At 70.0% G+C, this 24,095-nt stretch carries 23 protein-coding genes, 2 tRNA genes and 1 pseudogene; 10 read left to right on the top strand and 16 right to left on the bottom strand.

All coding sequences use genetic code 11. The annotated features are described in order from the left end of the window. From VJR25_RS14515 to VJR25_RS14505, 3 genes are all read right to left on the bottom strand, one after another. A partial coding sequence (locus tag VJR25_RS14515) for a YgfZ/GcvT domain-containing protein (RefSeq protein WP_414683795.1) occupies nt 1–451 on the bottom strand: 451 nt, incomplete at its 3' end. Further along, the gene (locus VJR25_RS14510; protein WP_324116245.1) at nt 451–1,062 is read right to left on the bottom strand and encodes an FABP family protein; all 612 of its coding nucleotides are present in this window, start codon (nt 1,060–1,062) and stop codon (nt 451–453) included. The genes VJR25_RS14515 and VJR25_RS14510, both read right to left, overlap by 1 nt. A gap of 171 nt (nt 1,063–1,233) precedes the next feature. Beyond that, nucleotides 1,234–1,521 carry a hypothetical protein gene (locus VJR25_RS14505; protein WP_324116243.1) on the bottom strand — a complete coding sequence of 96 codons (288 nt, stop codon included), beginning with the start codon at nt 1,519–1,521 and terminating at the stop codon, nt 1,234–1,236. Nucleotides 1,522–1,588: 67 nt separating this feature from the next. On the opposite strand from VJR25_RS14505, the gene VJR25_RS14500 reads away from it, so the two are divergent. The 7 genes from VJR25_RS14500 to pstB all read left to right on the top strand — a co-directional run bounded on the left by VJR25_RS14500 (nt 1,589) and on the right by pstB (nt 9,642). Then, entirely contained in the window at nt 1,589–2,290 is a 702-nt protein-coding gene (locus VJR25_RS14500; protein WP_324116241.1) for a response regulator transcription factor, read from the top strand. Between the two features lie 33 nt (nt 2,291–2,323). Further along, a complete protein-coding gene (locus VJR25_RS14495; protein WP_324116239.1) occupies nt 2,324–4,480 on the top strand; it encodes an RNA degradosome polyphosphate kinase in 2,157 nt (718 codons plus the stop codon). Beyond that, the gene (locus VJR25_RS14490; RefSeq protein ID WP_324116237.1) at nt 4,477–5,418 is read left to right on the top strand and encodes an NUDIX hydrolase; all 942 of its coding nucleotides are present in this window, start codon (nt 4,477–4,479) and stop codon (nt 5,416–5,418) included. Before VJR25_RS14495 ends, VJR25_RS14490 begins: the two co-directional genes overlap by 4 nt. A gap of 140 nt (nt 5,419–5,558) precedes the next feature. Continuing rightward, entirely contained in the window at nt 5,559–6,668 is a 1,110-nt protein-coding gene (gene pstS, locus VJR25_RS14485; protein WP_324116235.1) for a phosphate ABC transporter substrate-binding protein PstS, read from the top strand. An 85-nt stretch (nt 6,669–6,753) separates the two neighbouring features. After that, on the top strand, nt 6,754–7,701 hold the full coding sequence (gene pstC / locus VJR25_RS14480; protein WP_324116233.1) for a phosphate ABC transporter permease subunit PstC: 948 nt from the start codon (nt 6,754–6,756) through the stop codon (nt 7,699–7,701). Further along, a complete protein-coding gene (pstA, locus tag VJR25_RS14475) occupies nt 7,698–8,816 on the top strand; it encodes a phosphate ABC transporter permease PstA (RefSeq protein ID WP_414683794.1) in 1,119 nt (372 codons plus the stop codon). Before pstC ends, pstA begins: the two co-directional genes overlap by 4 nt. Nucleotides 8,817–8,862: 46 nt before the next feature. Beyond that, nucleotides 8,863–9,642: a phosphate ABC transporter ATP-binding protein PstB gene (pstB, locus tag VJR25_RS14470; RefSeq protein ID WP_324116231.1), complete on the top strand. Its 780-nt coding sequence runs from the start codon at nt 8,863–8,865 to the stop codon at nt 9,640–9,642. Between the two features lie 34 nt (nt 9,643–9,676). On the opposite strand, the gene VJR25_RS14465 is transcribed toward pstB, so the two are convergent. From VJR25_RS14465 to VJR25_RS14450, 4 genes are all read right to left on the bottom strand, one after another. Then, the gene (locus VJR25_RS14465; RefSeq protein ID WP_324116229.1) at nt 9,677–10,567 is read right to left on the bottom strand and encodes an aminotransferase class IV; all 891 of its coding nucleotides are present in this window, start codon (nt 10,565–10,567) and stop codon (nt 9,677–9,679) included. Nucleotides 10,568–10,759: 192 nt separating this feature from the next. Beyond that, nucleotides 10,760–11,398: a DNA-directed RNA polymerase subunit beta gene (locus VJR25_RS14460; protein WP_324116227.1), complete on the bottom strand. Its 639-nt coding sequence runs from the start codon at nt 11,396–11,398 to the stop codon at nt 10,760–10,762. Between the two features lie 9 nt (nt 11,399–11,407). Next, nucleotides 11,408–11,827, bottom strand: coding sequence for a VOC family protein (locus VJR25_RS14455; RefSeq protein WP_324116225.1), 420 nt, complete (start codon nt 11,825–11,827; stop codon nt 11,408–11,410). A 66-nt stretch (nt 11,828–11,893) separates the two neighbouring features. Further along, nucleotides 11,894–12,241, bottom strand: coding sequence for a helix-turn-helix transcriptional regulator (locus VJR25_RS14450; RefSeq protein WP_414683796.1), 348 nt, complete (start codon nt 12,239–12,241; stop codon nt 11,894–11,896). A gap of 126 nt (nt 12,242–12,367) precedes the next feature. Here VJR25_RS14450 and VJR25_RS14445 point away from each other — a divergent pair. Next, a tRNA-Lys gene (locus tag VJR25_RS14445) sits at nt 12,368–12,439 on the top strand. A 38-nt stretch (nt 12,440–12,477) separates the two neighbouring features. Here VJR25_RS14445 and VJR25_RS14440 read toward each other — a convergent pair. Both VJR25_RS14440 and VJR25_RS14435 read right to left on the bottom strand, forming a co-directional pair. Beyond that, nucleotides 12,478–13,287 (bottom strand): hypothetical protein, encoded by an 810-nt coding sequence (locus VJR25_RS14440; protein WP_324116221.1) that lies wholly within the window; start codon nt 13,285–13,287, stop codon nt 12,478–12,480. Between the two features lie 70 nt (nt 13,288–13,357). After that, nucleotides 13,358–13,930 (bottom strand): isochorismatase family protein, encoded by a 573-nt coding sequence (locus VJR25_RS14435; protein ID WP_324116219.1) that lies wholly within the window; start codon nt 13,928–13,930, stop codon nt 13,358–13,360. A 58-nt stretch (nt 13,931–13,988) separates the two neighbouring features. Here VJR25_RS14435 and VJR25_RS14430 point away from each other — a divergent pair, with 58 nt between their 5' ends. After that, nucleotides 13,989–14,942, top strand: a complete 954-nt coding sequence (locus VJR25_RS14430) for an EamA family transporter (RefSeq protein ID WP_324116217.1) — start codon at nt 13,989–13,991, stop codon at nt 14,940–14,942. 15 nt (nt 14,943–14,957) lie between these two features. Here VJR25_RS14430 and VJR25_RS14425 read toward each other — a convergent pair whose 3' ends face one another. Beyond that, entirely contained in the window at nt 14,958–15,185 is a 228-nt protein-coding gene (locus VJR25_RS14425) for a hypothetical protein (protein ID WP_324116215.1), read from the bottom strand. Between the two features lie 123 nt (nt 15,186–15,308). Between VJR25_RS14425 and VJR25_RS14420 the strand changes: the two genes are divergently transcribed. Beyond that, a tRNA-Thr gene (locus tag VJR25_RS14420) sits at nt 15,309–15,381 on the top strand. Between the two features lie 49 nt (nt 15,382–15,430). Here VJR25_RS14420 and VJR25_RS14415 read toward each other — a convergent pair. The 6 genes and pseudogenes from VJR25_RS14415 to VJR25_RS14390 form a co-directional block, all read right to left on the bottom strand. Next, entirely contained in the window at nt 15,431–16,993 is a 1,563-nt protein-coding gene (locus VJR25_RS14415; RefSeq protein WP_324116213.1) for an alpha/beta hydrolase, read from the bottom strand. Next, nucleotides 16,990–18,147 carry a DNA polymerase III subunit delta' gene (locus VJR25_RS14410; RefSeq protein ID WP_324116211.1) on the bottom strand — a complete coding sequence of 386 codons (1,158 nt, stop codon included), beginning with the start codon at nt 18,145–18,147 and terminating at the stop codon, nt 16,990–16,992. Before VJR25_RS14410 ends, VJR25_RS14415 begins: the two co-directional genes overlap by 4 nt. A 117-nt stretch (nt 18,148–18,264) precedes the next feature. Further along, nucleotides 18,265–20,232 (bottom strand): hypothetical protein, encoded by a 1,968-nt coding sequence (locus VJR25_RS14405; RefSeq protein ID WP_324116208.1) that lies wholly within the window; start codon nt 20,230–20,232, stop codon nt 18,265–18,267. Nucleotides 20,233–20,383: 151 nt separating this feature from the next. Further along, nucleotides 20,384–21,004, bottom strand: a complete 621-nt coding sequence (gene tmk, locus VJR25_RS14400; protein ID WP_324116206.1) for a dTMP kinase — start codon at nt 21,002–21,004, stop codon at nt 20,384–20,386. After that, nucleotides 21,001–23,742 carry a type I DNA topoisomerase gene (topA, locus tag VJR25_RS14395; protein WP_324116204.1) on the bottom strand — a complete coding sequence of 914 codons (2,742 nt, stop codon included), beginning with the start codon at nt 23,740–23,742 and terminating at the stop codon, nt 21,001–21,003. The genes tmk and topA overlap by 4 nt, the downstream gene beginning before the upstream one ends. A 107-nt stretch (nt 23,743–23,849) precedes the next feature. Continuing rightward, a pseudogene (locus tag VJR25_RS14390) lies at nt 23,850–24,095 on the bottom strand (M23 family peptidase); the annotation flags it as partial.

Raw genomic sequence — 24,095 nt, 5'->3', positions numbered from 1 at the left:
CGTGCCACACGACGGGTGCACCGAGCGCCGCGACGGCGGCATCCGTCCCGCCCACCACCGCGAACTCGTCGCGGGCGTCGCGCGGGTCCACGCGCAGCCGGAAGCGCATCTTGCGCAGCCAGCCGAGCAGCCCGTCGGCGTCGGCAGCGTCCGCGATGAGCCACGTCGTCTCACCGTCGTCGACCACTCCCGCCGCATGCTCCACGTGCCCCTGCGGGTCGAGGATCAGGAGCTCGGTGCTGCGGCCCGCCGGAAGCGCGGTCAGTGCCTGCGACGACACCGAGTCCAGCCACGACAGGCGGTCCTCCCCCGTCACGGCCAGCACGGCGCGGTCGCCCAGCACGGCGACCGCTGCGCCCGAGGCGAGGGCGCGCTGCTCGGCGACCGGATTGCCCAGATGCTGCAGGATGCCGTCCACCAGGACGGCGCCGGGCAGTGACTCGAGGCCCATCAGTCCACCTTCGCGAGGCGCGCGGACGCGTGCGCGCCGAGGTGCGAGCCGAGAGCGGCGATGTCCCATGCCCACAGCAGGTGACCCTCGACCAGCCCGTACATGCGCGTCGCGGCGCCGTACTCCTTGGCCCCCTCGGGACGGACGATGGCGTCGGTCGCGATGTCGATGCGCGGCCCGTTGACCTGGCCGAGGTAGAGCTCGCTGATGCCGTCGGCGTGGACGAGTGCGACCTGCAGCGGGAATCCGCCCTCGGCGGTGCGCAGCTGCTCGACGTCGTCGGCGGTGCGCGCCGGCGACACCGCGGTCGCGGGCAGCAGCGCGGGCCCGGCGTCCGCCTGCGATAGCGGGCGGGCCAAGCGCCAGTAGCCGAGCTCGGACACCAGCCCGGCACCGCGGCCGTCGTCGGCGGCGTCGTCGAGCATCCACGCCTCGGCGGAATAGTTCAGGTAGCCGCCGCCGTCGTGGCTGAAGCTCACCCGGTGTGCGAACTCACCGTCGAAGCGCTGCCCGGATGCCTCGTAGTCGATGACGCCCGTGCCCTCCCACACGCCGAGCAGCCACGAGAGCGGGACGAGGTCGGCGGGCAGGTCGGTCGGGATCTCGAGCACGGCGACCTCAGCGCTGGCCGCGGTAGAGGTTCTTGATCACGACCCCGCCGACGAAGACGATCGCAAGCGACGCGAGCGCCAGCAGGCCCACGAAGAAGAGTTCGAGCGCGACGAGATCCATGGCATCCACTCTAGCCACTCGCGCGCCGGACCCGGCGCCGCCCGCCGTCTTCACGGCAGCAGTGCGGCGAGACCGAAACCCGCCGCGATGAGCCCGAGAACGACCAGCGAGCCGAGCGCGCTCGCAGCGACGCGCTGGATGAACCGCTCCGTCTGCCCGAACGCGAGCTGCACGGCGAACGACAGGGTCAGGCATCCGGCCATTCCGAGCCCCACCCACTCGGGCCGCCAGTCCATCGGCACGAACATGCCGACGGCGATGCCGATGACCGCGGCGATCACCCAGACCGCGATGATGCCGCCGAAGGTGCCGCGGGGCGCGAGATCGGGTACCGACATGTGCCCCATTCTCGCATCCCGCGGCACCCCTAGGATGAGTGCTGTCGGCCGACACGGGAGGACAGTCGTGGCGCACCTGCTCGTTCTGAGCCCAACGACCGACTCCGCCCTGCCCTCGCTCGGGCTGCTCAGCCACCAGGTCAAGTACCTGCACGCCGATGCGCGGTCGCTCGTGAACGCGCCGATCGTCGACGCCGTGCTGCTCGATGCGCGCGCCGATCTGGTGGCCGCCAAGGCGCTGTGCCGCATCCTGACCACGACGGATGCCGCGACCCCCGTGCTGCTCATCGTCACGGAGGGCGGGTTCGCCGCGGTCTCCCCGGAGTGGGGCGTCGCGGACGTGCTGCTCTCCGGCGCCGGCCCCGCCGAGGTGGATGCCCGCATCCGGCTGGCCATCGGGCGTGCCGGCGCATCCGCGGCTCCCGCACCGGTGGAGGCGTCCGGCGTCACGATCGACGAGGGGTCCTACTCCGCGAAGGTGGGCGGCCGGCCGTTGGATCTCACGTACAAGGAGTTCCAGCTGCTGCACTTCTTCGCGACGCATCCGTCCCGCGTGTTCACCCGCGAGCAGCTGCTCAGCGAAGTGTGGGGCTACGACTATTTCGGCGGCACCCGCACCGTCGACGTGCACGTGCGGCGCCTGCGGGCCAAGCTCGGCGACATGGAGCAGCTCATCGGCACGGTGCGCAACGTGGGCTACCGCTTCAACGTGTACGAGGACGGCGAACTGCCGGTGCCCGCCCCGTCATCGGAAGTCACGTCTTCTTAACCCGTTGCCGGGGCATCCTGCAATGATGAGGGCATGATCGAACAGGACGTGCTCGACGCCGAGCTGGGCGACGACGACGACTTCGAGACGATCGAAGTGTTCGACGCCGAATTGCCGGACGCCCGCTATCTCGACCGCGAACTGAGCTGGCTCGCGTTCAACCAGCGCGTGCTGGAGCTCGCCGAGGATCCGGCGCTGCCGGTGCTCGAGCGGGCGAACTTCCTCGCGATCTTCGCGAGCAACCTCGACGAGTTCTTCATGGTGCGCGTGGCGGGCCTGAAGCGCCGCATCATGACCGGGCTCGCCGTGCCGACGAACGTCGGCCGCGCCCCCCAGGACGTGCTCGCCGACATCTCCGCCGAGGCGCACCTGCTGCAGGAGCGGCACGTGCGGGCATGGACCGACCTCGTCCGCCCCGCCCTGGCCGAGGCGGGCATCACATTCGTCGGCTGGGACGACCTCGACGACCACGAGCAGACCGAGCTGTACCGGTATTTCCAGGCGCAGGTGTTCCCCGTGCTCATGCCGCTCGCGGTCGACCCGGCGCATCCGTTCCCGTACATCTCCGGCCTGTCGCTGAACCTCGCGATCCGCATCCGCAACGCCCGCACCGGACGCCAGGAGTTCGCGCGCCTCAAGGTGCCCGCCATGCTGCCGCGCGTCGTGGAGGTGCCCGGCGGCGGCGCCATCCGCTACCTGCCGCTCGAGGATCTCATCGCCAACAACCTCGCCGACCTCTTCCCGGGCATGGAGATCCTCGACCACCACGCGTTCCGCCTCACCCGCAATGAGGACGTGGTCATCGAGGAGGACGAGACCGAGAACCTCATCCAGGCGCTCGAGGCCGAACTGTCGCGACGCCGGTTCGGCCCGCCGATCCGCCTCGAGGTCACCGAGGACATGGACGACGTGACCATGGCGCTGCTGCTGGACGAACTCGACATCACCGAGCAGGAGGTCTACCGGCTGCAGGGTCCGCTGGACCTGCGGGCCCTCTTCAGCCTCGGCCGCATCGACCGCCCCGACCTGAAGTACCCCGCGCGCGTGCCGGTCACGGCCCTCGCGTTCCAGCCCGCCGAGCAGAACGGCACGGCCGACGTCTTCGCCGCCATCCGCAAGGGCGACGTGCTCGTGCACCACCCGTACGAGTCGTTCGCGACCAGCGTGCAGGCGTTCCTCGAGCAGGCTGCGAAAGACCCGCAGGTGCTCGCCATCAAGCAGACCCTGTACCGCACCTCCGGTGACAGCCCCATCGTGCAGGCGCTCATCGACGCCGCGCAGGCCGGAAAGCAGGTGCTCGCCCTCGTCGAGGTGAAGGCGCGTTTCGACGAGGCCGCCAACATCGTGTGGGCGCGCAAGCTCGAGAAAGCCGGCGTACACGTGGTGTACGGCCTCGTCGGGCTGAAGACGCATTGCAAGCTCGCCCTCGTCGTGCGCCAGGAGGAGGGGATGCTGCGCAGCTACTGCCACATCGGCACCGGCAACTACAACCCCAAGACCAGCCGCATCTACGAGGACTTCGGCCTGTTCACGATCGACGAGCAGGTCGGCAAGGACCTCACGCGCCTGTTCAACGAGCTCTCCGGCTACGCGATCGAGAAGAAGTTCAAGCGGCTGCTCGTCGCGCCGCTGCACCTGCGCCGCGGCCTGCTGCGCCACATCGACCGCGAGCGCCGCAACGCCCTCGCCGGAAAGCCGTCGCGCATCCGCATCAAGGTGAACTCGATGGTCGACGAGGAGATCATCGACGCGCTCTACCGCGCCAGCCAGGCGGGCGTGCCGGTCGACGTGTGGGTGCGCGGCATCTGCAGCCTGAAGCCCGGTGTCCCGGGTCTCAGCGAGAACATCCGCGTGCGCAGCATCCTCGGCCGCTACCTCGAGCACTCCCGGATCTTCTCGTTCGCGAACAACGGCGACGAGATCGTGTACATCGGCAGCGCCGACATGATGCACCGCAACCTCGACCGCCGCATGGAGGCGCTCGTGCGCGTGGTGCACCCGCCGCACGTGAAGGAGCTCGACGACCTCTTCACCCTGGCGATGAGCGACCGCACGGCATCCTGGCACCTCACCGCCGACGGCGTGTGGGAGCGTCACGTGGAGGATGCCGACGGAGAGCGCCTCGACGACATGCAGGACATCACGATGGCCGCCGTGCAGAAGCGGCGGCGCGTCCGGGCGGTCCGATGAGCCCGGAGACCGCGGTCTACGCGGCCGGCGGGGTGGTGTGGCGCCTGGTCGACGGCAAGCTCCGGATCCTCGTGGTGCATCGCACCCGGTACCGCGACCTGACGCTGCCCAAGGGGAAGGTCGACCCGGGAGAGATGCTCGCCGAGACCGCGGCACGCGAGATCGAGGAGGAGACCGGCATCCGGGTCGCCCTCGGCGTGCCGGTCGGCATCTCGCGATACACGCTGCCCAGCGGCCGGCAGAAGATCGTGCACTACTGGGCGGCCGAGGCGACCGATGACGCGATCCGGGCCAGCACGTTCGTGCCGAACGGCGAGATCGCCGCCCTGGAGTGGCTGTCGCCGAAGAAGCTCGTCGCGCAGCTGAGCTACGCGGTCGACGTGGAGATCGCGGAGAACTTCCTGCGGCTCGTCGACGACGGCGTGCTGAAGACGTTCCCCGTGATCGCGCAGCGCCATGCGCGCTCCACGCCCCGGGAGAACTGGAAGAAGTCGGACAACGCCCGGCCACTGACCTCGCGCGGCGCGAAACAGGCCGATCTCGTCTCGCGGGCGCTGCGCGCCTTCGGCCCCCAGCGCATCGTGTCGAGCCCGGCGGAGCGCTGCATCGCCACCGTCGCGCCGCTGGCGAAGCTCACGGGGCTCAAGATCTCCAAGTCGAAGCTCATCAGCCAGGAGGCGTGGGAGGAGGGCGAGGCGGATGCCCGCACCGTCGTCGGCAAGACGGTGCGCTCGCGCACGGGCACGGTGCTGTGCAGCCACGGACCGGTGCTGCCCGACATCCTGAACGAACTGGCCCTCGCCACGGGCACCCTGCACGGGTCGTACCTGGGCAGCGCGTCGGCCCTGCCGATGGGCGGGTTCTCGGTCGTGCACCTGTCGACGACCAGCCCGGGCTCCGGCATCATCACGATCGAGACCCACGAGCCGAACGTCTGAACCGGCATCGGTCGATTCCCCGTCGGCCACGGTTCACCTCCCGTTCACCTTCTGACAGCATCCCGGTCACCCGGCCTGCTTAGCGTCGAGGCGAGCCCTGCAGCGGGGCTCCGACCCTGAACACGAGAAGGACTCACACAGTGAAGCTCTCCCGCATCGCGCCGCTCGGCGCCGTCGCCCTCGCCACCGCTCTGGTGCTCGCCGGCTGCGCGTCCAACGAGAACGCGCCCGCGTCTTCCTCCGCCCCCACCACCGCCGGCAGCGTCGCGCTCTCCGGCACGCTCAACGGCATCGGCTCCTCGGCTCAGGGCACCGCCCAGCAGACCTGGATCACCGGCATCCAGACCCAGAACTCGGGTCTGACCATCAACTACGACCCGCAGGGCTCCGGCGCCGGCCGCAAGAGCTTCATCTCGGGCGCGGCCGACTTCGCCGGCTCCGACGCGGCTCTGAAGGACGCGGAGCTCGCCGGCTCGTTCGCCCTGTGCGCCGCCGGCACCAAGGCGATCGACCTGCCCGTCTACATCTCGCCGATCGCGATCGCCTACAACATCGCGGGCGTCGACGACCTGAAGCTCGACGCGCCCACGATCGCGAAGATCTTCTCGGGCAAGATCACCAAGTGGAACGACCCGGCCATCACCGCCCTGAACGCGGGCACCAAGCTCCCGTCGGCCACGATCAACGTGGTGCACCGCTCCGACGACTCGGGCACGACCCAGAACTTCACCGACTACCTGGCGCAGAACGCCGCCGCCGCGTGGGGCAAGCCCGCCGACCAGACGTTCCCGTACACGGTCGGCGATGCCGCCAAGGGCACGTCGGGTGTCGCCGAGGCCGCCAAGAACGCGAAGAACTCGATCGCGTACATCGACGAGTCGGGCATCGGCACCACCGGGCTGAAGGTCGCCGAACTCAAGGTCGGCAGCACCTTCAACAAGATCTCGGCCGCAGGTGCCGCCGCCGTGGTCGCCGACTCGCCGGTCGTCTCGGGCCGCGCCGCGAACGACCTGGCCATCCAGATCAACCGCAAGGACACCCAGGCGAACGCCTGGCCGCTGGTGCTGGTCTCGTACGTCATCGGCTGCCAGCAGTACAAGGATGCCGCCAAGGCGAAGCTCGTGAGCTCGTACGTGCAGTACATCGCCACGCCGGCCGCTCAGGATGCCGCCGCCAAGCAGGCCGGCTCCGCGCCGCTGTCGAGCGACCTCGCCGCCAAGGTCGTCGCCGCCGCGAAGACGATCAAGTGATCCCGGCGGGTGGTGGGCGCCGCACCCCGGCGTCCACCACCCGCACATCGTCTCCCCCTCACCCGAACCCGCAGAGACAGGGCGCATGACCACCAGCACCGCCACTCCGGCCGCGAAGCCCAAGCCGAAGATCCGCATCGGCGATCGCGTCTTCGCCTCGACGACGATCACCGCCGGCGCCGTGATCCTCGCCGTGCTCGCGGCCGTCGCCCTGTTCCTGGTCGTGCAGTCGGTGCCGGCGCTGTTCGCGAAGCCCGGCGAACTGCCGAACAACGCCGCGAACTTCTGGCAGTACGTGTGGCCGCTCGTCTTCGGCACCGTGTGGTCGGCGTTCCTGGCGCTGCTGATCGCCACTCCCCTGTCGATCGGCATCGCGCTGTTCATCTCGCACTACGCGCCGCGCCGCATCGCGCAGCTGCTGGGCTACGTCATCGACCTGCTCGCCGCCATCCCGTCGGTCGTCTACGGCCTCTGGGGCATCGCCACCCTGTCGGTGTTCGTCCAGCCGTTCTTCACCTGGCTGACCAAGAACCTCGGCTGGTTCCCGCTGTTCGCCCCGCCCGTCTCGGGCACCGGCCGCACCGTCCTCACCGCGTCGATGGTGCTGGCTGTCATGGTGATCCCGATCATGACCGCGATCTGCCGCGAGGTCTTCCTGCAGACGCCCCGCCTGAACGAGGAAGCCGCCCTCGCCCTCGGCGCCACGCGCTGGGAGATGGTGCGCCTCGCGGTGCTTCCCTTCGCCCGCAGCGGCATCATCTCGGCCGTCATGCTCGGCCTCGGCCGCGCGCTCGGCGAGACCCTCGCGATCGCCATGGTGCTCTCGCCCGCGTTCGTCGTGAAGTTCGCGGTGCTGCAGGCGCAGAGCCCGAACACCATCGCGGCGAACATCGCGCTGCAGTTCCCCGAGGCGACCGGCGTGTCCGTGAACGCCCTCGTGGCATCCGGCCTCGTGCTGTTCGCGGTGACCCTGGTCGTGAACATGATCGCCCGCGCCGTCATCAACCGCAAGCCTTCGGGAGCCTCCTCGTGACCACGCAGGCCACCGCCGCCGCCGCCCCGCCCCCGGTCTCCGGGCGCGTCCGGCCCGCCACCGACTCGCTGACCGCCGGACGTCTGCCGCGCACGGTCCCGTGGCTGCTGCTGGCCGGATGCTGGATCGCGACCGGTGTCGTCTACGGCCTCCTGGCCGCCTCCGGCGCCACGCGGGGATTCGACCCGGTCGGCACGATCTTCTTCGGCACGGTGCTGTTCGTCGTCGTCCTCACGCTGATCTCGCGCATCGTCGAGGGCGGGCGACGGTCGGTGGATCGCCTGGTCACGTCGCTCGTGCTCACCGCGTTCATCATCGCGCTGCTGCCGCTCGTGTCGCTCGTGTGGACCGTGATCGCCAACGGCCTCGCCCGGTTCGACGTGCCGTTCTTCTCCGAGTCGATGCGCAACATCATCGGCGACGGCGGCGGCGCCCTGCACGCCATCGTCGGCACGCTGCTGATCACGCTCGCCGCCGCGATCATCTCGGTGCCGATCGGCCTCCTCACCTCGGTGTACCTCGTGGAGTACGGCCGCGGCGCCCTCGCCCGCGCGATCACGTTCTTCGTGGACGTGATGACCGGCATCCCGTCGATCGTCGCCGGTCTGTTCACCTACGCCCTGTTCGCGCTGATCTTCGGCCCCGCCGTGCGCAACGGCTTCATGGGCGCCATCGCGCTGTCGGTGCTGATGATCCCGGTCGTCGTGCGCTCCAGCGAGGAGATCCTGCGGCTCGTGCCGAACGAGCTGCGCGAGGCCTCGTACGCCCTCGGCGTGCCGAAGTGGCGCACCATCCTGAAGATCGTGCTGCCGACCTCGATCGCAGGCCTCGTCACCGGTGTGATGCTGGCGATCGCCCGCGTCATCGGCGAGACGGCCCCGCTGCTGATCGTGACCGGCTTCACGTTCAGCATGAACTACGACATCTTCAACGACCGCATGATGACCCTGCCGGTGTTCGTGTACACGCAGTACACGCAGGCCGCCGGCGTCAGCGCACAGGCATCCGTCGACCGGGCCTGGACCGCCGCGCTGGTGCTTATCCTCATCGTGATGGCCCTCAATCTCGTCGGACGCCTGATCGCCAAGATCTTCGCGCCCAAGTACGGCCGCTGAGACCGGCACCGCCCCGTCCGGCCGCAGAAAACCCCGAAGGAACCCCGTGTCCAAGAGCATCGAAGTCAACGACCTGAACGTCTACTACGGCGATTTCCTCGCCGTCGAGGGCGTCGACATGCGCATCGAGCCGCGCACCGTCACCGCGTTCATCGGCCCGTCCGGATGCGGCAAGTCGACGTTCCTGCGCACCCTGAACCGCATGCACGAGGTCATCCCGGGCGCCCGCGTCGAAGGCGAGGTGCTGCTGGACGGCGACGACCTGTACGGTCCCGGCGTCGACCCGGTCGCGGTGCGCCGGCAGGTGGGCATGGTCTTCCAGCGTCCGAACCCGTTCCCCACGATGTCCATCAAGGAGAACGTGCTCGCCGGCGTGCGCCTGAACAACAAGCGGATCTCCAAGTCGGATGCCGCCGACCTCGTCGAGAAGTCGCTTCGCGGCGCGAACCTGTGGAACGAGGTCAAGGACCGCCTCGACAAGCCGGGCGGGGGCCTCTCCGGCGGCCAGCAGCAGCGTCTGTGCATCGCACGCGCGATCGCCGTGGAGCCCCAGGTGCTGCTCATGGACGAGCCCTGCTCGGCCCTCGACCCCATCTCCACGTACGCGATCGAGGAGCTCATCGACGAGCTGAAGACCGAGTACACGATCGTCATCGTCACGCACAACATGCAGCAGGCGTCCCGCGTGTCCGAGCGCACCGCGTTCTTCAACATCGACGGCCCCGGCACGCCCGGCCGCCTCATCGAGTTCAACGACACTGCGGCCCTGTTCACCACCCCGACCGTGCAGGCCACCGAGGACTACGTCTCCGGCCGCTTCGGGTGAGTCCACGCCGGCCCTGAGCACGGCCGCCGCCGGGTCAGTCGCGCGGGCTCAGCAGATAGCGGTTCATGGAGGCCGTCAGCTCGGAGTCGATCGCCTTCGGCGCGCCGTCCACCGCGCTCACGGGTGCGGCGAGGCGGATGCTGGACAGCAGCCATGCGGCGTCCGCCTCGGCGAGCGCAGCCGCCGGCAGCCGCTCGTAGGTGGCGCTGTGGCCGAGCTGGTGCAGGTGCTCGAACAGGCTCACCTGGGTGGTGCCCTGCAGGATGCCGGCGCCGGGCTCGGGGCTGACGAAGCGGTCGCCGAGGCGCAGCACGACGCTCGCGGTGGGTGCCTCCAGCAGGATGCCGTCGGACGACACGAACACCGCGTCATCCGCCCCGCGCCGGACGGCCTCGCGGATCGCGGCCATGTTCACCGCGTACGACAGCGTCTTCGCGCCCAGCAGCAGCCACGGGGCGCGCGAGGATGCCTCGCTGTCGACGCCCCGGTCGAGGCTCACCACGCGGACCCCGCGTGTGCGCGCCGCGGCGAAATCCGCGGCCGGGGCCGCCGTCGCCCACGCGGTGGGGGCCGGTCCCTGCTCGACGCCGCGGCTCAGGATCAGCTTGATGACCCACTCCCCCGGTCCGCACTCCGCGGCCGCGATGGCCGCGGCCTGCCGCCACTGCTCGAGGTGCGGCGCGGGCAGGTCGCACAGCTGGGCCGAGTGGGCGAGGCGCTGCAGGTGGGGTCCGATCTCCTGGGCATGCCCGTCGATCACGCCGATCGACTCGAAGATGCCGTCGCCGCGCTGCGTGCTGAGCTCGCCGACGCTGAGGGCCGGCGCAGAGGGGTCGACGCGACGGAAGCTGTCGCTGAAGTCGGCACGCTCCTCGTCCGTGGATTCGGCGGGTGTGATCAACAGGGCGAATCGGGCTGCGGCCATACTCCTGAGCCTAGATCCCGGATTCGCCCTGGGCGATCACCCGGAGAGCGCCGCGGGGCGTCCGCTAGACTGGCGCATGCCGGGCCGCAGCAAACCCCGGGCTCCATCTTCTGTCGCTTCGAGCGAACCTGCGCCGAGAGGCGTTTCTGCGGTCCGGCATTTCTCTGCCCGCCGTGACTCCGCCGGCGCGCGTCAGGTCAGCGATTCGCGGCGCCAGAGCGCGGCGCAGGCGGTCAGGTCGGCCGCCGTGGTCGACAGGCGCAGCGCCCGCCTCGTGAACGTGGTGGCCCGCGCAGGCTCGGTGGCCTCGTAGTCGTCTGCGAGGTGCGTGGCGCCGGATGCCTGCACCCGGCAGAACGCGGCCGCCCGCTCGAGGGCCACCGCGAAGTCGCCCGTGAACGCGCCGCGCAGGATCGTGTCGATCACCGCGACGAGTTCGTCCGGGGTGGCGGGGACGGGTGCCCCCGCCACGACGGGATCGACGGAGCTCAGTTCGACCCGGCCGCGCTCGTACAGCAGTGCGGCCGTCTGCGGGTCGTCGTGGATCATCAACTGCACGAGGTAAAGCCTCCACAGTGCGCCCGGCAGCGAATGCGACGGCGCCTTGGACCACAGCTCAGCGAGGTCGTGCAGGCCGTGCTCGTCCGCGAAGGCGAGCAGGCGGTCGACGATCGCGGGCTGCGGATCGTCGCGGACGCGGGCGAGCAGCGCGGCGGCGGTGGAGTGCGCGATGCGGGAGACCTCGGCGGGGTCCGATCCGGTGAACAGGCGATCGAACGTCTCACCGGGGAGCCGCACGGGCTTGTGGAACTCTCGGGAGGAACCGGCCATCCCCCCAGGTTACCCGGCGGCCTGCCGTGCCTGATTGATGCGCACGTGGTTGCCCGCCGGGTCCCGGAACGCGCAGTCCCGCGTGCCCCACGGCTGCGCGATGGGCTCCTGCAGCACCTCGGCCCCGGCCGCGCGGGCGCGCTCGAACGCGGCATCCAGGTCGTCGGCGAAGAAGACGTAGGGGCCCGGCCCGGACCCCTTCGCCACGAGGCGATGCAGCGCGTCGCCGTCCTCCGGCGAACGTCCGGCTGCCGGATCGGACAGCACCAGCGCCGGTCCGCTCCAATCGGCGGAGCCGAGCGTCACCCAGCGGTGGCCGTCGGATGCCACGTCGTTGAGCAGCGACAGCCCGAGGGCGTCGCGGTAGAAGGCGATGGAGGCGTCCACGTCGTCGACGGTGATGGGGCAGTACATGATCGAGATCGTCATGGCCCTCACGTTACGCACGCCGCCGGGCGCGTGCTTCTCCGATCCTGCTCGGTTGCGGGATGCCGCTCAGACGAATCGCGCCGGGCGCGTCAGCACCTTCGCCATGCAGTCCGGCATCGCTTCGACGGCGTCGTGGGGCCGCGCCCGGTAGGCGCTCGGGCTCTCCCCGGTGAGCTGGCTGAACGTGGAGCTGAAAGAACCGAGCGACGTACAGCCCACGGCCGTGCATGCGTCGGTCACGCTCATGCCGTCGCGCAGCAGCGCCATCGCCCGCTCGATGCGCCGCGTCATCAGATAGGCGTAGGGGGTCTCGCCGTACGCGATCTTGAACTCGCGGCTGAAGTGCGACGGCGACATGTAGGCGCGCGCCGCCATCGTCGTGACATCCAGCGGATCCGCGTACGCCCGGTCCATCAGGTCACGGGCGCGACGCAGATGGACGAGGGTCTGCACGGATTGCGGAGCGGATGCCACCCTTCGAGGCTATCCGGCCGCAGCGCGTCGCCGGTCGTTCCGGGTCCGGGTAGGCTGGACACTTCTGGGCCTCTAGCTCAATGGCAGAGCTGCGGACTTTTAATCCGTAGGTTGTGGGTTCGAGTCCCACGGGGCCCACTCCTCCGTCGCGCCGCCCCTGTCGGCGACGCTCTCCCTCACGCGCCGCCGGCGGTGACGATGGCGTCGGTGAGGAAGCCGGCGGCCAGCCCGATGAGCGCTCCGTAGCCGAGCAGATCCATGCGCCGCGCCTTCGCGCACACGCTGATCATCTGCATGACCACGTACAGGATCGACCCGGCTGCGAGGGTGAGGAACAGGATGCTCAGCACATCGCTGATGAAGAAGGTACCCACCCACGTGCCGAGGAACGTCGGTCCGCCGCCGATGAGGGCGAGCAGCAGCAGCTGAGCCCACGAGGGGATGCGGCGCACGCCCTTCTCGTCGACGTCGCCGGCGAGCGGGGCGATGATCCCGAACCCCTCCGTCGCGTTGTGCAGGGCGAACCCGATGACCAGCACGACGGCGAGCTGCAGTTCGCCGGATGCCGCGGACTGGCCGATCGCGAGGCCCTCGGCGAAGTTGTGCAGCCCGATGCCGATCGCGATGAGCAGCGCGAGCTGGCGGGGCTGCAGGTGCGCGTCCGGGCCGGCCTGGCGGGCCATCCACCGTTCGTACCAGGTGAGACCGAGAAGACCGGCGGCGATGCCGGCACCGAAGAGCAGTCCGAGCCCGATCGTGGAACCGAGGTCCCCCTTGCCGGCGTGCAGGTCGGCGAGGCCTGCGTCGATCGGCTCCCACGCGTGGTCGAGCACGTCCCACAGGATGAACAGGAGCACGCCGGCGGCGATCGCGTTCAGCAGGATCCGCAGGGTGGGGGCGGGCCGCTTCATACGGCCGAGGGGCATTCCGAGAACGATCGTGGCACCGGCGATGAAGCCGAGCAGCAGCACGGTGGCGAAGGGCATTCCGCTCCTCAGGGTAGGTTAGGCGACCCTAAGGATACATGCCGCCGCTATCGCGATGACGCCGTGTTTCTCAGGCTGCGGAGAGCTCCGCCCCCGCGTGTGCGAGTTCGGCCAGGGCCGCGTCGCTGGAATCCGCAGCCACGCCGGCGACGCACGAGGTGAGCACACGCACATGGCGGCCGTGCTCGATGGCGTCCAGAGCCGATGCGCGCACGCAGTAGTCGGTCGCGAGGCCGACGACGTCGACGTCCGTGACGCCGGCTTCATCCAGCAGCTGCGCCACCGTCTCGCCGGCATCCGTCGTGCCCTCGAACATCGAGTACGCGGGCTTGCCCTGCCCCTTCTTGACGTGGTGGGTGACGGCGTCGGTCACCAGCAGCGGGTCGTACTCGGCGCCCGGAGTGCCGGCGACGCAGTGCACCGGCCAGCTGGCGACGAAGTCGGGGGTCTCCGAGAAGTGGCCGCCGTTGTCGTTGCCCGCGTCGTGCCAGTCGCGGGAGGCCACGATCATGCGGTACTCCGCAGCGTGCTCGGCGAGCAGTCGGGTGATCGCCTCGGCGACCGCATCCCCGCCGTCGACGGCGAGCGCTCCGCCCTCGGTGAAGTCGTTCTGCACATCCACGATCAGCAGTGCCTTGCTCATGTCACGAGGGTAACCCCGGGCGCGAAGGCTCGCGCCGCAGCGTGGATAGGCTCGGAGGATGCCCGTCGCCGTCCTCGCCGTCATCGCCGCGGTCGTCTTCGGCTCGGCCGACTTCCTCGGCGGGATGGCGGCGAAGCATCTGCGCTCGCTGCTGGTGACCGCCCTGTCGGCATTCTCGGGCCTCGCTCTGCTCGTCGTCGCGATGCTGGTGCTCGGCACCCAGTGGCGACCGGGCGACGCCCTCCTGGGTGCGCTTTCCGGCGTCCTCTCGGTCGCCGCGGTGGGGTTGCTGTACGCCTGCCTCGCCATCGGGCCGATGAGCATCCTGTCCCCGTTGACCGCGGTGGTCTCCGCGCTCGTGCCGCTGCTGTGGGGACTTCTCGTCAACCACGAGGCGCTCTCCGCGCTGTCGTGGACGGGACTCGCTCTGGCGCTCGGCGCGACCGTGCTCGTCGGGTTCGTGCCCGGCGAGAAGGTCGTGCGGCCGAGCGCCCGCGGACTGCTCATGGCCGTCGGCTCGGGCACCGCGATCGGCGGCTTCATGATCATCATGAGCAATACGAGCGCGGCCTCGGGCGTGCTCCCGCTGATCTTCAACCGCGGGGTCAACGGCATCATCACGACGGTCATCGTGCTCGTCACGACCGTCGCGGCGATCCGGCGCGGGCGCCCGCTGAGCGGGGCGCTGGCAGCCGAGGGGCCTCAGCTCGGCGCGACGCCGGACGGGCGGGCGGACCTGGAACACGCGCGGGCCCACGCGGACCCGGCGCCGATGCGGGCACGGGCGTGGTGGATCGCGATCGCGGCGGGACTCGTCGACGCGACGGCCAACACCATGACCCTCGTCGCGCTGCGTTCCGGGGATCTCGGGATCGTGTCGGCGCTCATCGCGATGTATCCGGCGGGCACGATCCTGCTGGCGTCGATCGTGCTGCGGGAGCGCATCGCCGGGGTGCAGTGGCTGGGGCTCGGGCTGGCCGTGGCATCCGGCGTGCTGCTCGCCGTCGGCTGAGCACGCCGGGTCGCGTCAGCCCGCCGCGCGATAGACGACGACGGGACCGGCTTCCCACTCTCGTCTTCGCACCCAGCGCAGCAGTTCGAGGCTGGCCTTGCGCTCGGCGCGCGCCCTGCCGATGCGATACCAGTGCTCCGCGGCGGAGCCGTCCGTGCCGGTGCGGATGGAGATGCTGTAGTCGAATCGGCCCACCTGCTGGATCTCCGCGCACACCTCGCCGCCGTCGATGATCGTGCTCATGACCGGATCATATGACCGCCGGGAACCGTATGGATCGGGATACCGGCAGATGCCGTCGCCCGATTCGCGAGGGGGCATCCGACCCTGTAAGATCGATCATCGTGCCCCGCGCAAGCGAGGTAGGCCGCTTTAGCTCAGTCGGCAGAGCGATTCACTCGTAATGAATAGGTCGTCGGTTCGATTCCGACAAGCGGCTCCGAACCAAGAAGGCCGACCCTGCGGGGTCGGCCTTCTTGGTTCGCCGCCTACCGGCAGACCAGGCCGTTCTGCGGGGTGGTGCCGTTCAGGAAGTAGCCGTTGACGGCGTCGTCGACGCACGAGTTGCCCTTGTTGAACCCGGTGTGCCCCTGGCCGATGCGGGTGATCAGCACCCCCGAGTCCAGCTGCGACGCGAGCGACTTCGCCCATGCGTACGGCGTGGCGGGGTCGTTGCTCGTGCCGATGACCACGATCGGTCCGGCGCCGGAGGCGTGGATCTGCTGGCGGGTCACGGCGGTCTTCACCGGCCACTCGGCGCAGGTGTCGACCTGGACGCTCCAGTACGGGGCGATCGTCGGCGCCTTCTGCTTCAGCTGCTGCTGCGCCGCCGCGATCTGACCGGCGGTCTCGCCGCTCGGGTAGTCCATGCAGTTGTAGGCGTTGAAGGCCTCGAACGAGTTGTCCTCGTACCGCCCGTCGACGCGGTTGTAGTAGAAATCGGCGAGCTGGAATGCGATCGACGGGTCGCCGTTGGCGACGCCGTCCAGCGCCTGGGTGAGGTACTTCCAGCTGCTCTGCGCGTACAGCGCCGAGACGATCGCGGTCATGAGCGAATCGGCGCCCAGCTGGCGGCCGTCGCTGTTCGGCAGCGGATCGGCGTCGACCTGCGCGAGCATCGCGCCGAGGTCGGACATGCCGTCGGCGACGGTGCCGGTGAAGGGGCATCCCTTCTGCCGGAGGCAGTAGGCCATGTAGGCCTTCAGCGCGGACTCGAAGCCGATCCCCTGGGCCACGCTGACATCGAGGGCCGAGACCGACGGGTCGAGGGCGCCGTCGAGCACCATGTGACCCACCCGGTTCGGATACAGGCCCGCGTATGTCGCACCGAGGAAGGTTCCGTACGAGTAGCCGAGGTAGTCGAGCTTCTTCTGCCCGAGCACGGCACGGATGACGTCCATGTCGCGCGCGGCGGACACGGTGTCGATGTGCGACAGGATGCCGGCGCTGTTGCGGTCGCAGGCCTGTCCGAACTGCTTGAAGTTCGACAGCTCCTCGGCCACCCAGGCCGGGGTGTTGCGCTTCTGGGTCGGCAGGTCGAACAGGAACGAATCCATGTCGGTCGCGTCGTAGCACCTGACCGCCGGGGTCGATCCGCCGACACCGCGCGGGTCGAACCCGATGACGTCGTAGTGCTTCTCCAGGTCGGACCCGACCGCGTACTCGACGGAGTCGCGGATGAGCTGCACGCCGCTCGCACCCGGCCCGCCGGGGTTGACCAGCAATGCGCCCTGTGCGGACCCGTCGGTCGCGCGGTGCCGGATCACGGCGAGCTGCGCCTTGCCCCGCGACGGCGCGTTCCAGTCCAGGGGGACGCTGATCCGGCTGCACTCGTCGCCGCCGTTGCAGGCGCGCCAGACCACGGTCTGCGCGTAGAACGGCTTGAGGTCCGCTGAGACGCCGGACGTGTCCGGCCCGTGGGACGGGCTCGCCGAGTTCTTGCCGAACTGGATCGGGGTGAACAGGCATCCGCTCAGCGTCACGGACGCCACGGTCAGCCCGACCACCACGGCGAGCAGCCGGCGGAGGTGCGTTGCACGGGTCGCGGTCACAGGGTCCTCCCGCTCGCGACGGTCACGAGCATGCTCTCGAGCGCCAGCGTCGGCGCCACGTTCTGTTCCAGATTGCGGCGCGTCTGCGCGATCCGGTCGACGATCACCAGCGTGCGCTCGGCGGTCCAGGTCTCGGCCGCGCCGCGCAGCTGCTGTTCGTACTCGCGGTTGATGAGGTCGCCGGTCCGGCCGAACTGCAGCAGCAGGATGTCGCGGAACATCGACTGCAGATCGGTGAGCACCCGGTCGATGCCGTCGCGCAGGCTCCGGGTGGCGCGGCGCTTCTGCTCGTCCTCCAGCGCGTTCAGCTGCGACCGAACCGCCGGCGGCACAGCGGCGCCCTCGGCGACCCCGAAGGTGCGCAGCAGCTGCGCGCGCTCCGCCTCGTCGCGTTCGGCGGTGAGCGCCTTGGCGTCGTCGGTCGCGGCCTGCACGATCTGGGCGGCGACCTCGACGGCGTCCCCCACCCCGCGCACCCCGAGGACCGCCTGCAGGGTCTGGTCGCGACGCTCGCGGGATGCCGCGTCGGTCGCGAGACGCTGGGCCATGCCGATGTGCCGCTGCGCATGCCGCGCGGACTGCTCGGCCAGCACGGGATCCGCGCCGGTGCGGGCGGAGATGAGGCGCGCAACCTCGGAGATGTCGGGCTCGTTGAGCCGCAGCACGCGCACCCGGGACCGGATGGTGGGCAGCAGGTCGGCGTCGCTCGGCGCGCACAGGATCCACACCGTCTGCGCGGGGGGCTCCTCGAGCGCCTTGAGCAGCACGTTGGAGGTCCGCTCGGCCATGCGGTCGGCGTCTTCCATGACGATGACGCGGTAGCGGCCGAGCGATGGGGCGAAGTAGGAGCGCTCCACGAGCGCGCGGGCATCCTTGATCGTGATGATCACGCCCTCGGTGCGCAGGGAGGTGAGGTCGGGGTGCGTGCCGGCGAGCACCTGGCGCATGGCCTGCTCGTCGCCCGGCTCGGCGATGAGCGCCGCCGCGAACGCGTAGGCCAGGGTCGACCGCCCGGATCCCGGTGGGCCGGTGATGAGCCAGGCGTGCGCGGTGCGCGCGGGGTCGGATGCCGCATCCTGCAGCAGCGCGACGGCGTCGTCCTGCCCCCAGACCGCACCCCACGGAGCAGCGGGTGCGGCCACAGTCGAGGTCATGCGTTCCACCCTAATCGGAGGCTGCGACATCCCCTCGGATGCATCCACAACCCGGGGAATGCGTGTGCCCCGCCGGTGTCTCGCGGACACCGACGGGGCACAGCCGATCAGCTGGGATCAGTCGCCGACGCGCGTCCAGGTGCCGCAGTCGTACGACGCGAATCCCTTGACGGTCGAGTCGAGGAACACCTCGCGACCGGTGGATGCGCCCGAGTCGCCGTCCGTCGCCGGCCAGCGCGAGATCAGCTCCGCGTCGGTGCCGCCGAACCCGGAGAGGACCTCGTAGTAGCAGTACTGTCCGGTCGGCCCGGTCGTGACGTAGTGACCGGCCTGCATCGTGGTGCCGACCGCCTGCACGCCGTTCCCAACCGTCACCGCCGGGGTCGTCAGCTTCAGCAACGGCGTCCACGAGCCGCAGCCGATCGTGCCGAAGCCGTAGTCGGTCGACCTGATGGTGACGATCTGCCGGCCGCCTGTGAAGGCGAAGCCGAACCCGATCGGGTTCCCGCCACTGTCCAGACGCGCCCAGATGCAGCCTTCCGGGGCGTTCGCGTAGTACGTGCCGGCTTTGATCTGGGTCCCGACGCGGTAGCCGGAGATGCTGTCCTTCGTGACCGCCGGTGCGGGTCCGATGACCGTGGCCGTCGCCGCGCTCACGCGGGAAGTGGTCAGGTAGCCGCCGCGCCTGCCGGTGAACACGACCGTGATCTTCTTGCCGTAGTCGGCGGTGGTGAGCCGATAGGCGCTGCCCGTCGCGCCGGCGATGGAGACGCCGTTGCGCTTCCACTGCCAGGTGTACGACGTGACCAGGGGCGACCAGCTGGTGCGATGGGCCGAGAGGATCGAGTTCACGCGCACGGTTCCCGTGATCGTCGGAGCCGTCGTGCCGGTGAACCGCTTGACGACGTACGCGGTCGATGCGCTCGTCACGCTCTTGGTGGCGTACGCGGTGCGCGCGCCTGTCACGCGGACGCTGAGCTTCTTGCCCCAGTCGAGGCTCGTCACCTTGTAGGTCGCTCCCGTGGCACCGGTGATCCCCACGCCGTTGCGCAGCCAGCGGTACGACTTCGACGCCCACGGCGACCAGGTGCCGGCGTTCGCCGTCAGCGTCGATCCGATGATCGGGCTGCCCGAGATCTTGGGCGCCGGGGCGACGAAGACGCCGTACCCGATCGTCACGGCCTTCGTCGTCTGAGTGACGGGCGTGTATCCGGCGCGGCTCGCACGGACGGTCAGGGTCAGCCCTTTGCCGCGCTGGGTGGCCGCCGGAGTGAACGTCGAAGCGGTCGACACCTGGGCTCCGGACACCTTCCACGAGTACGAGAAGGATGCCGTCGGCGCCCATGTCCCGGGCTTCGCGGTCAGCTTCGAACCGACCCGGACCGAACCCGCGATCGCCGGGACCGGCTTCACGGCGAAGGCCGCTGCGCCGATCGTGACCGCGGCCGAGGTCTGGGATGCCGAGTTGTACCCGTCGGCCGTGCCGGTCACCGTCACCGATACGGCTGCGCCCTGCTGCGCGGCGGTCGGTGTGAACGACCCGGCTGTCCCGACAGTGGCTCCGCCGATCTTCCAGGCGTAACTGAGCGAAGCCACCGGCTCCCAGACCCCCGCATTCACCGAGAGCGGCGAATCCACCCTCGGCGTGCCCACGATGATCGGCTGCGGCGCCGTCGTGAACTCCCCTGCAGCGACCGGCTCGGCGGCCGTGAGCGTCTGCGCGTACGGCGTGAACCCGTCGGCCGTGGCAGTCACGTCGGCGCTGATCGTCTTGCCCAGCATCCCGGGCTGCACCTGCAGCGCGAGGTCCGCGGCCTGGCCCTCCGGCTCGGTGTAGGTCGTGCCGTCGACGGACCACACGACGCTCACGGCGGCTTCGCCGGGGGTCCAGCCTGTCGCCGGGATCGACACCGTCGATCCCACCGTCGTGTCGCCGGCGATCGCCAGGTCCGCGGGTGCCGTCACGGCGTCCGCGGCGAACGCCGCGGTCGATGTCAGCGACGAGATGATGACTGCGGCCGTCGCCAGCGCCGCGACCGTTGCGCGTTGTGCGCGCGCGGCGCGTCGTTCTGTGCGTGAATGCACGTGTGCTCCCCCATGAGTTGAGACGGCGGGGATTCCACGACAGCCGAGTGCTGCCGGCGCCCCCGCCCCAAACAGCATAAGAATACGCTTATCTCGCGACATTCCCAGCTTCGGGGCCCCGGGAGGAGCCGGGTACCGTCGGCACCGTGCGTCAGGCGAGGCGCGAACCGACGTGTCGCCTGATCGAGGCGGCGATGTCAGCAGCATCCTGGGAGGCGTCCACCACGACGAACCGGTCGGGCTCGGCAGCGGCGAGGGCGAGGAACGCGTCCCGCACGCGGTCGTGGAACGCCGCCTGCTCGGACTCGAGCCGGTCGAACGGCTTGTCGTCGGCATCCAGGCGCGCCCGCGCCGCCTCATGATCGAGGTCGAGCAGGATCGTGACGTCCGGCAGCAGATCACCGGTCGCCCACAGGGAGAGCCGGCGCACCTCGTCCGGGTCGAGCACGCGTCCGGCGCCCTGATAGGCCACCGAGGAGTCGAGGTAGCGATCCTGGATCACGACGTCGCCGCGCTCGAGCGCGGGACGCACGACGGATGCCACATGGTGGGCGCGGTCGGCCGCATACAGCAGGGCCTCTGCGCGCGGAGACACCTCTCCGCGGTGGTGCAGCACGATGTCGCGGATGAGCACGCCCACCTCGGTGCCGCCCGGCTCGCGCGTGCGCACGACCGTGTGGCCGGTCTGCTCGAGCCAGTCCTGCAGCAGAGCCGCCTGGGTCGTCTTGCCGACGCCGTCACCGCCCTCGAAGGTGATGAACAGGCCGGTCACTTCTTCGTCGCGCCCTTGGTCGCCGTGGTCTTCTTCGCGGTCGTGGTCTTCTTCGCCGCCGTCGCGCGCTTGGTGGTGCGCTTGGGCGCCGGACCCTTCGCACGCTTGTCGGCGAGCATCTGCACGGCCCGGTCGAACTCGACGGACATGGGGTCTTCGCCTCGCGGGATGGTGACGTTCGTCTCGCCGTCGGTGACGTACGGGCCGAACCGGCCATCACGGATGCGGATCGGCTTGCCCGAGACGGGGTCTGCGTCGAACTCCTTCAGCGCACTCGATGCCCGGCGTGCGCCGTACTTCGGCTGAGCGTAGATCTCGAGGGCCTGCTCGAGCGTCACATCGAAGATCTGCTGCTCGCTCTGCAGCGTGCGCGAGTCGGCGCCCTTCTTGAGGTAGGGACCGTAACGGCCGTTCTGCGCCGTGATCGGATCGCCCGACTCGGGATCGGTGCCGACGGTGCGCGGCAGGTCGAGCAACTGCAAGGCGGTGTCGAGATCGATGGTGTCGACCGACATGCTCTTGAACAGGGAGGCGGTGCGCGGCTTCGGCGCCGCCTCCTTCTTCGCTCCCCGCTTGGGCTTGGGGGGTTCGACGACCTCTCCGGTCTCCTCGTCGACGAGTTCGTCGGACGGCGGGTCGACCTCCTGCACGTACGGGCCGAAGCGGCCGTCCTTGACGACCACGAGCTTGCCGTTCGCCGGGTTCTCGCCGAGCACGCGGTCACCGGCGACCGGCGCCTCGATCAGCTCCTGCGCGCGGGCCGCGGTCAGCTCGTCGGGCGCGAGGTCCTCCGGCAGATTGACGCGGCGCGGGTCCGCCTCGGGGTGCGCCGGGTCGGTGACCTCGAGATAGGGCCCGTAGCGGCCGATGCGCAGCGTCGCGGTGTCTGTGATCGGGGTGGAGTTGAGCTCTCGCGCGTCGATCTCCCCGAGGTTGTCGACGATGTTGCGCAGCCCGACGTGCTCGCCGCCGCCGAAGTAGAACTCCTTCAGCCAGTCCACGCGCTTCTGCTCGCCGCGGGCGATGGCATCCAGGTCGTCTTCGAGTTCCGCCGTGAAGTCGTAGTCGATGAGCTCGGAGAAGTGCTGCTCCAGCAGGCGAACGACGCTGAACGCCGTCCAGCTCGGAACGAGCGCCTGCCCGCGCTTGGTGACGTACCCGCGGTCCAGGATCGTGTCGATGATGCTCGCGAACGTCGACGGGCGGCCGATGCCGCGCTCCTCGAGGGCCTTCACGAGCGAGGCCTCCGTGTAGCGGGGCTTCGGGTTGGTGGCATGGCCCTTGGGCTCCACGTCCTGCACGGCCAGCACGTCACCGACCGCGAGCTGCGGGAGCCGCTGGTCGTCGGCTTTGTCGGCATCCGAACGCTTCTCGTCGCGCCCCTCTTCATACGCCTCGAGGAATCCCCGGAACGTGTAGACCGTGCCGGAGGCCGTGAACTCCGCCTTGCGCTCCCCGGCCGCGACCGTGAGGGTCACGGTGGTGGTCTCGTAGGTGGCATCCGACATCTGACTCGCGACCGTGCGCTTCCAGATCAGGTCGTACAGCCGCAGCTCGTCGCGATCGAGACCGGCGGACACCTGGGCGGGCGTCCGGAACGTCTCGCCCGACGGACGGATCGCCTCGTGCGCCTCCTGCGCGTTCTTGCTCTTGCTCGCGTACACGCGCGGGTTCAGCGGCACCGCCTTGGCCCCGTACAGCTGCACCGCCTGCTCGCGCGCCGCCGTCACCGCCTGCTGCGACAGCGCGGTGGAGTCGGTGCGCATATAGGTGATGTACCCCTTCTCATAGAGGCGCTGCGCGACGCTCATCGCGTGCTTCGCGCTCATCGAGAGCTTGCGCCCCGCCTCCTGCTGCATCGTGGAGGTGGTGAACGGGGCGTACGGGCGCCGGGTGCCGGGCTTGGATTCGAGCGCGGTGACGGATGCCTCGCCGGCGACGGCCACGGCCTCGGCGAGCGCGGCCGCAGCCTGCTCGTCCAGCACGACCACGGGCTTCTTGAGCTCACCCCGGTCGTCGAAGTCGGACCCCCGGGCGATCGGGGCTCCATCGAGGCGTGCCAGGGTCACCCCGAACGAGTCGCTCGCCTTCGCCGCCGTCGCGACCACGTCCCAGTACGAGGCGGAGACGAACGCGATGCGCTCGCGCTCCCGGTCGACGACCAGCCGCGTCGCAGCGGACTGCACGCGCCCCGCGGACAGCCCCTGCTGCACCTTCATCCACAGCACCGGCGACACGTCCCACCCGTAGAGGCGGTCGAGGATGCGGCGGGTCTCCTGGGCGTCGACGAGGTCGAGGTCGAGGTCGCGGGTGCTGTCGACGGCTGCTCGGATGGCATCCTTCGTGATCTCGTGGAAGACCATGCGCTTGACCGGCACCTTGGGCTTGAGCGTCTCCAGAAGATGCCACGCGATGGCCTCGCCCTCGCGGTCTTCATCTGTGGCCAGCAGCAGCTCGTCCGCGGACTTGAGCGCGCGCTTGAGCTCGGCGACGGTCTTCTTGCCGCGCTCGGACTCCACGTAATAAGGGGAGAAGTCGTTCTCGATGTCGATCGAGTAGCGCCCCACCGACGTCTTCTTCAGCTCCGCCGGGATGGCCTTGCGGTCGGCGAGGTCGCGGATGTGACCCACAGAGCTCAGCACCTCGTAGCCGTCGCCGAGGTAGCCCTGGATCGACTTCATCTTCGTCGGTGACTCGACGATGACGAGCTTCTTTCCGCTTGTCGCTGCTTTAGGCACGGGGCGTCCTTTCGTTCGATGCACACCATACACATGCACGGCTGTGCACCGACGGGAATTCTCTCAGGGCGTGCGCGGCGGCACGATCACGGTTCGCCCCGTGACCCTCACGGCTCGACGGGAGGGCCGGCGCGTGCCCGGGCGATGGCCTGCAGCGATCCGAACGGCACGGTGACCGAGACGGTCGCGACAAGCTCATCGAGCGTACAGGCATGCAGCCGCGAGCCGGATGCCGCCGCCACCTGCGCTGCGCGTGCGCACGGGTCGGCCGGCCCGCCGTCACCGGCGGGAGCTAGTCCGGACACGGTGTCGTCGGCGGCGAGCGCAGCGGCGTCCGCACTGTCCGCCGCCCG

Source organism: Microbacterium sp. (assembly GCF_035277845.1).
Lineage (GTDB): Bacteria > Actinomycetota > Actinomycetes > Actinomycetales > Microbacteriaceae > Microbacterium.
The sequence above is the reverse complement of the archived record's forward strand: the minus strand, read 5'-3'. Positions and strand labels throughout refer to the sequence as shown.

Coding starts and splice junctions, on each gene's coding strand:
- VJR25_RS14505 (WP_324116243.1), bottom strand. CDS start 1,521: ATGTCGGTACCCGATCTCGCGCCCCGCGGCACCTTCGGCGGCATCATC.
- VJR25_RS14495 (WP_324116239.1), top strand. CDS start 2,324: ATGATCGAACAGGACGTGCTCGACGCCGAGCTGGGCGACGACGACGAC.
- VJR25_RS14490 (WP_324116237.1), top strand. CDS start 4,477: ATGAGCCCGGAGACCGCGGTCTACGCGGCCGGCGGGGTGGTGTGGCGC.
- pstC (WP_324116233.1), top strand. CDS start 6,754: ATGACCACCAGCACCGCCACTCCGGCCGCGAAGCCCAAGCCGAAGATC.
- VJR25_RS14465 (WP_324116229.1), bottom strand. CDS start 10,567: ATGGCCGCAGCCCGATTCGCCCTGTTGATCACACCCGCCGAATCCACG.
- VJR25_RS14460 (WP_324116227.1), bottom strand. CDS start 11,398: ATGGCCGGTTCCTCCCGAGAGTTCCACAAGCCCGTGCGGCTCCCCGGT.
- VJR25_RS14455 (WP_324116225.1), bottom strand. CDS start 11,827: ATGACGATCTCGATCATGTACTGCCCCATCACCGTCGACGACGTGGAC.
- VJR25_RS14450 (WP_414683796.1), bottom strand. CDS start 12,241: ATGGACCGGGCGTACGCGGATCCGCTGGATGTCACGACGATGGCGGCG.
- VJR25_RS14440 (WP_324116221.1), bottom strand. CDS start 13,287: ATGCCCTTCGCCACCGTGCTGCTGCTCGGCTTCATCGCCGGTGCCACG.
- VJR25_RS14435 (WP_324116219.1), bottom strand. CDS start 13,930: ATGAGCAAGGCACTGCTGATCGTGGATGTGCAGAACGACTTCACCGAG.
- VJR25_RS14430 (WP_324116217.1), top strand. CDS start 13,989: ATGCCCGTCGCCGTCCTCGCCGTCATCGCCGCGGTCGTCTTCGGCTCG.
- VJR25_RS14425 (WP_324116215.1), bottom strand. CDS start 15,185: ATGAGCACGATCATCGACGGCGGCGAGGTGTGCGCGGAGATCCAGCAG.
- VJR25_RS14410 (WP_324116211.1), bottom strand. CDS start 18,147: ATGACCTCGACTGTGGCCGCACCCGCTGCTCCGTGGGGTGCGGTCTGG.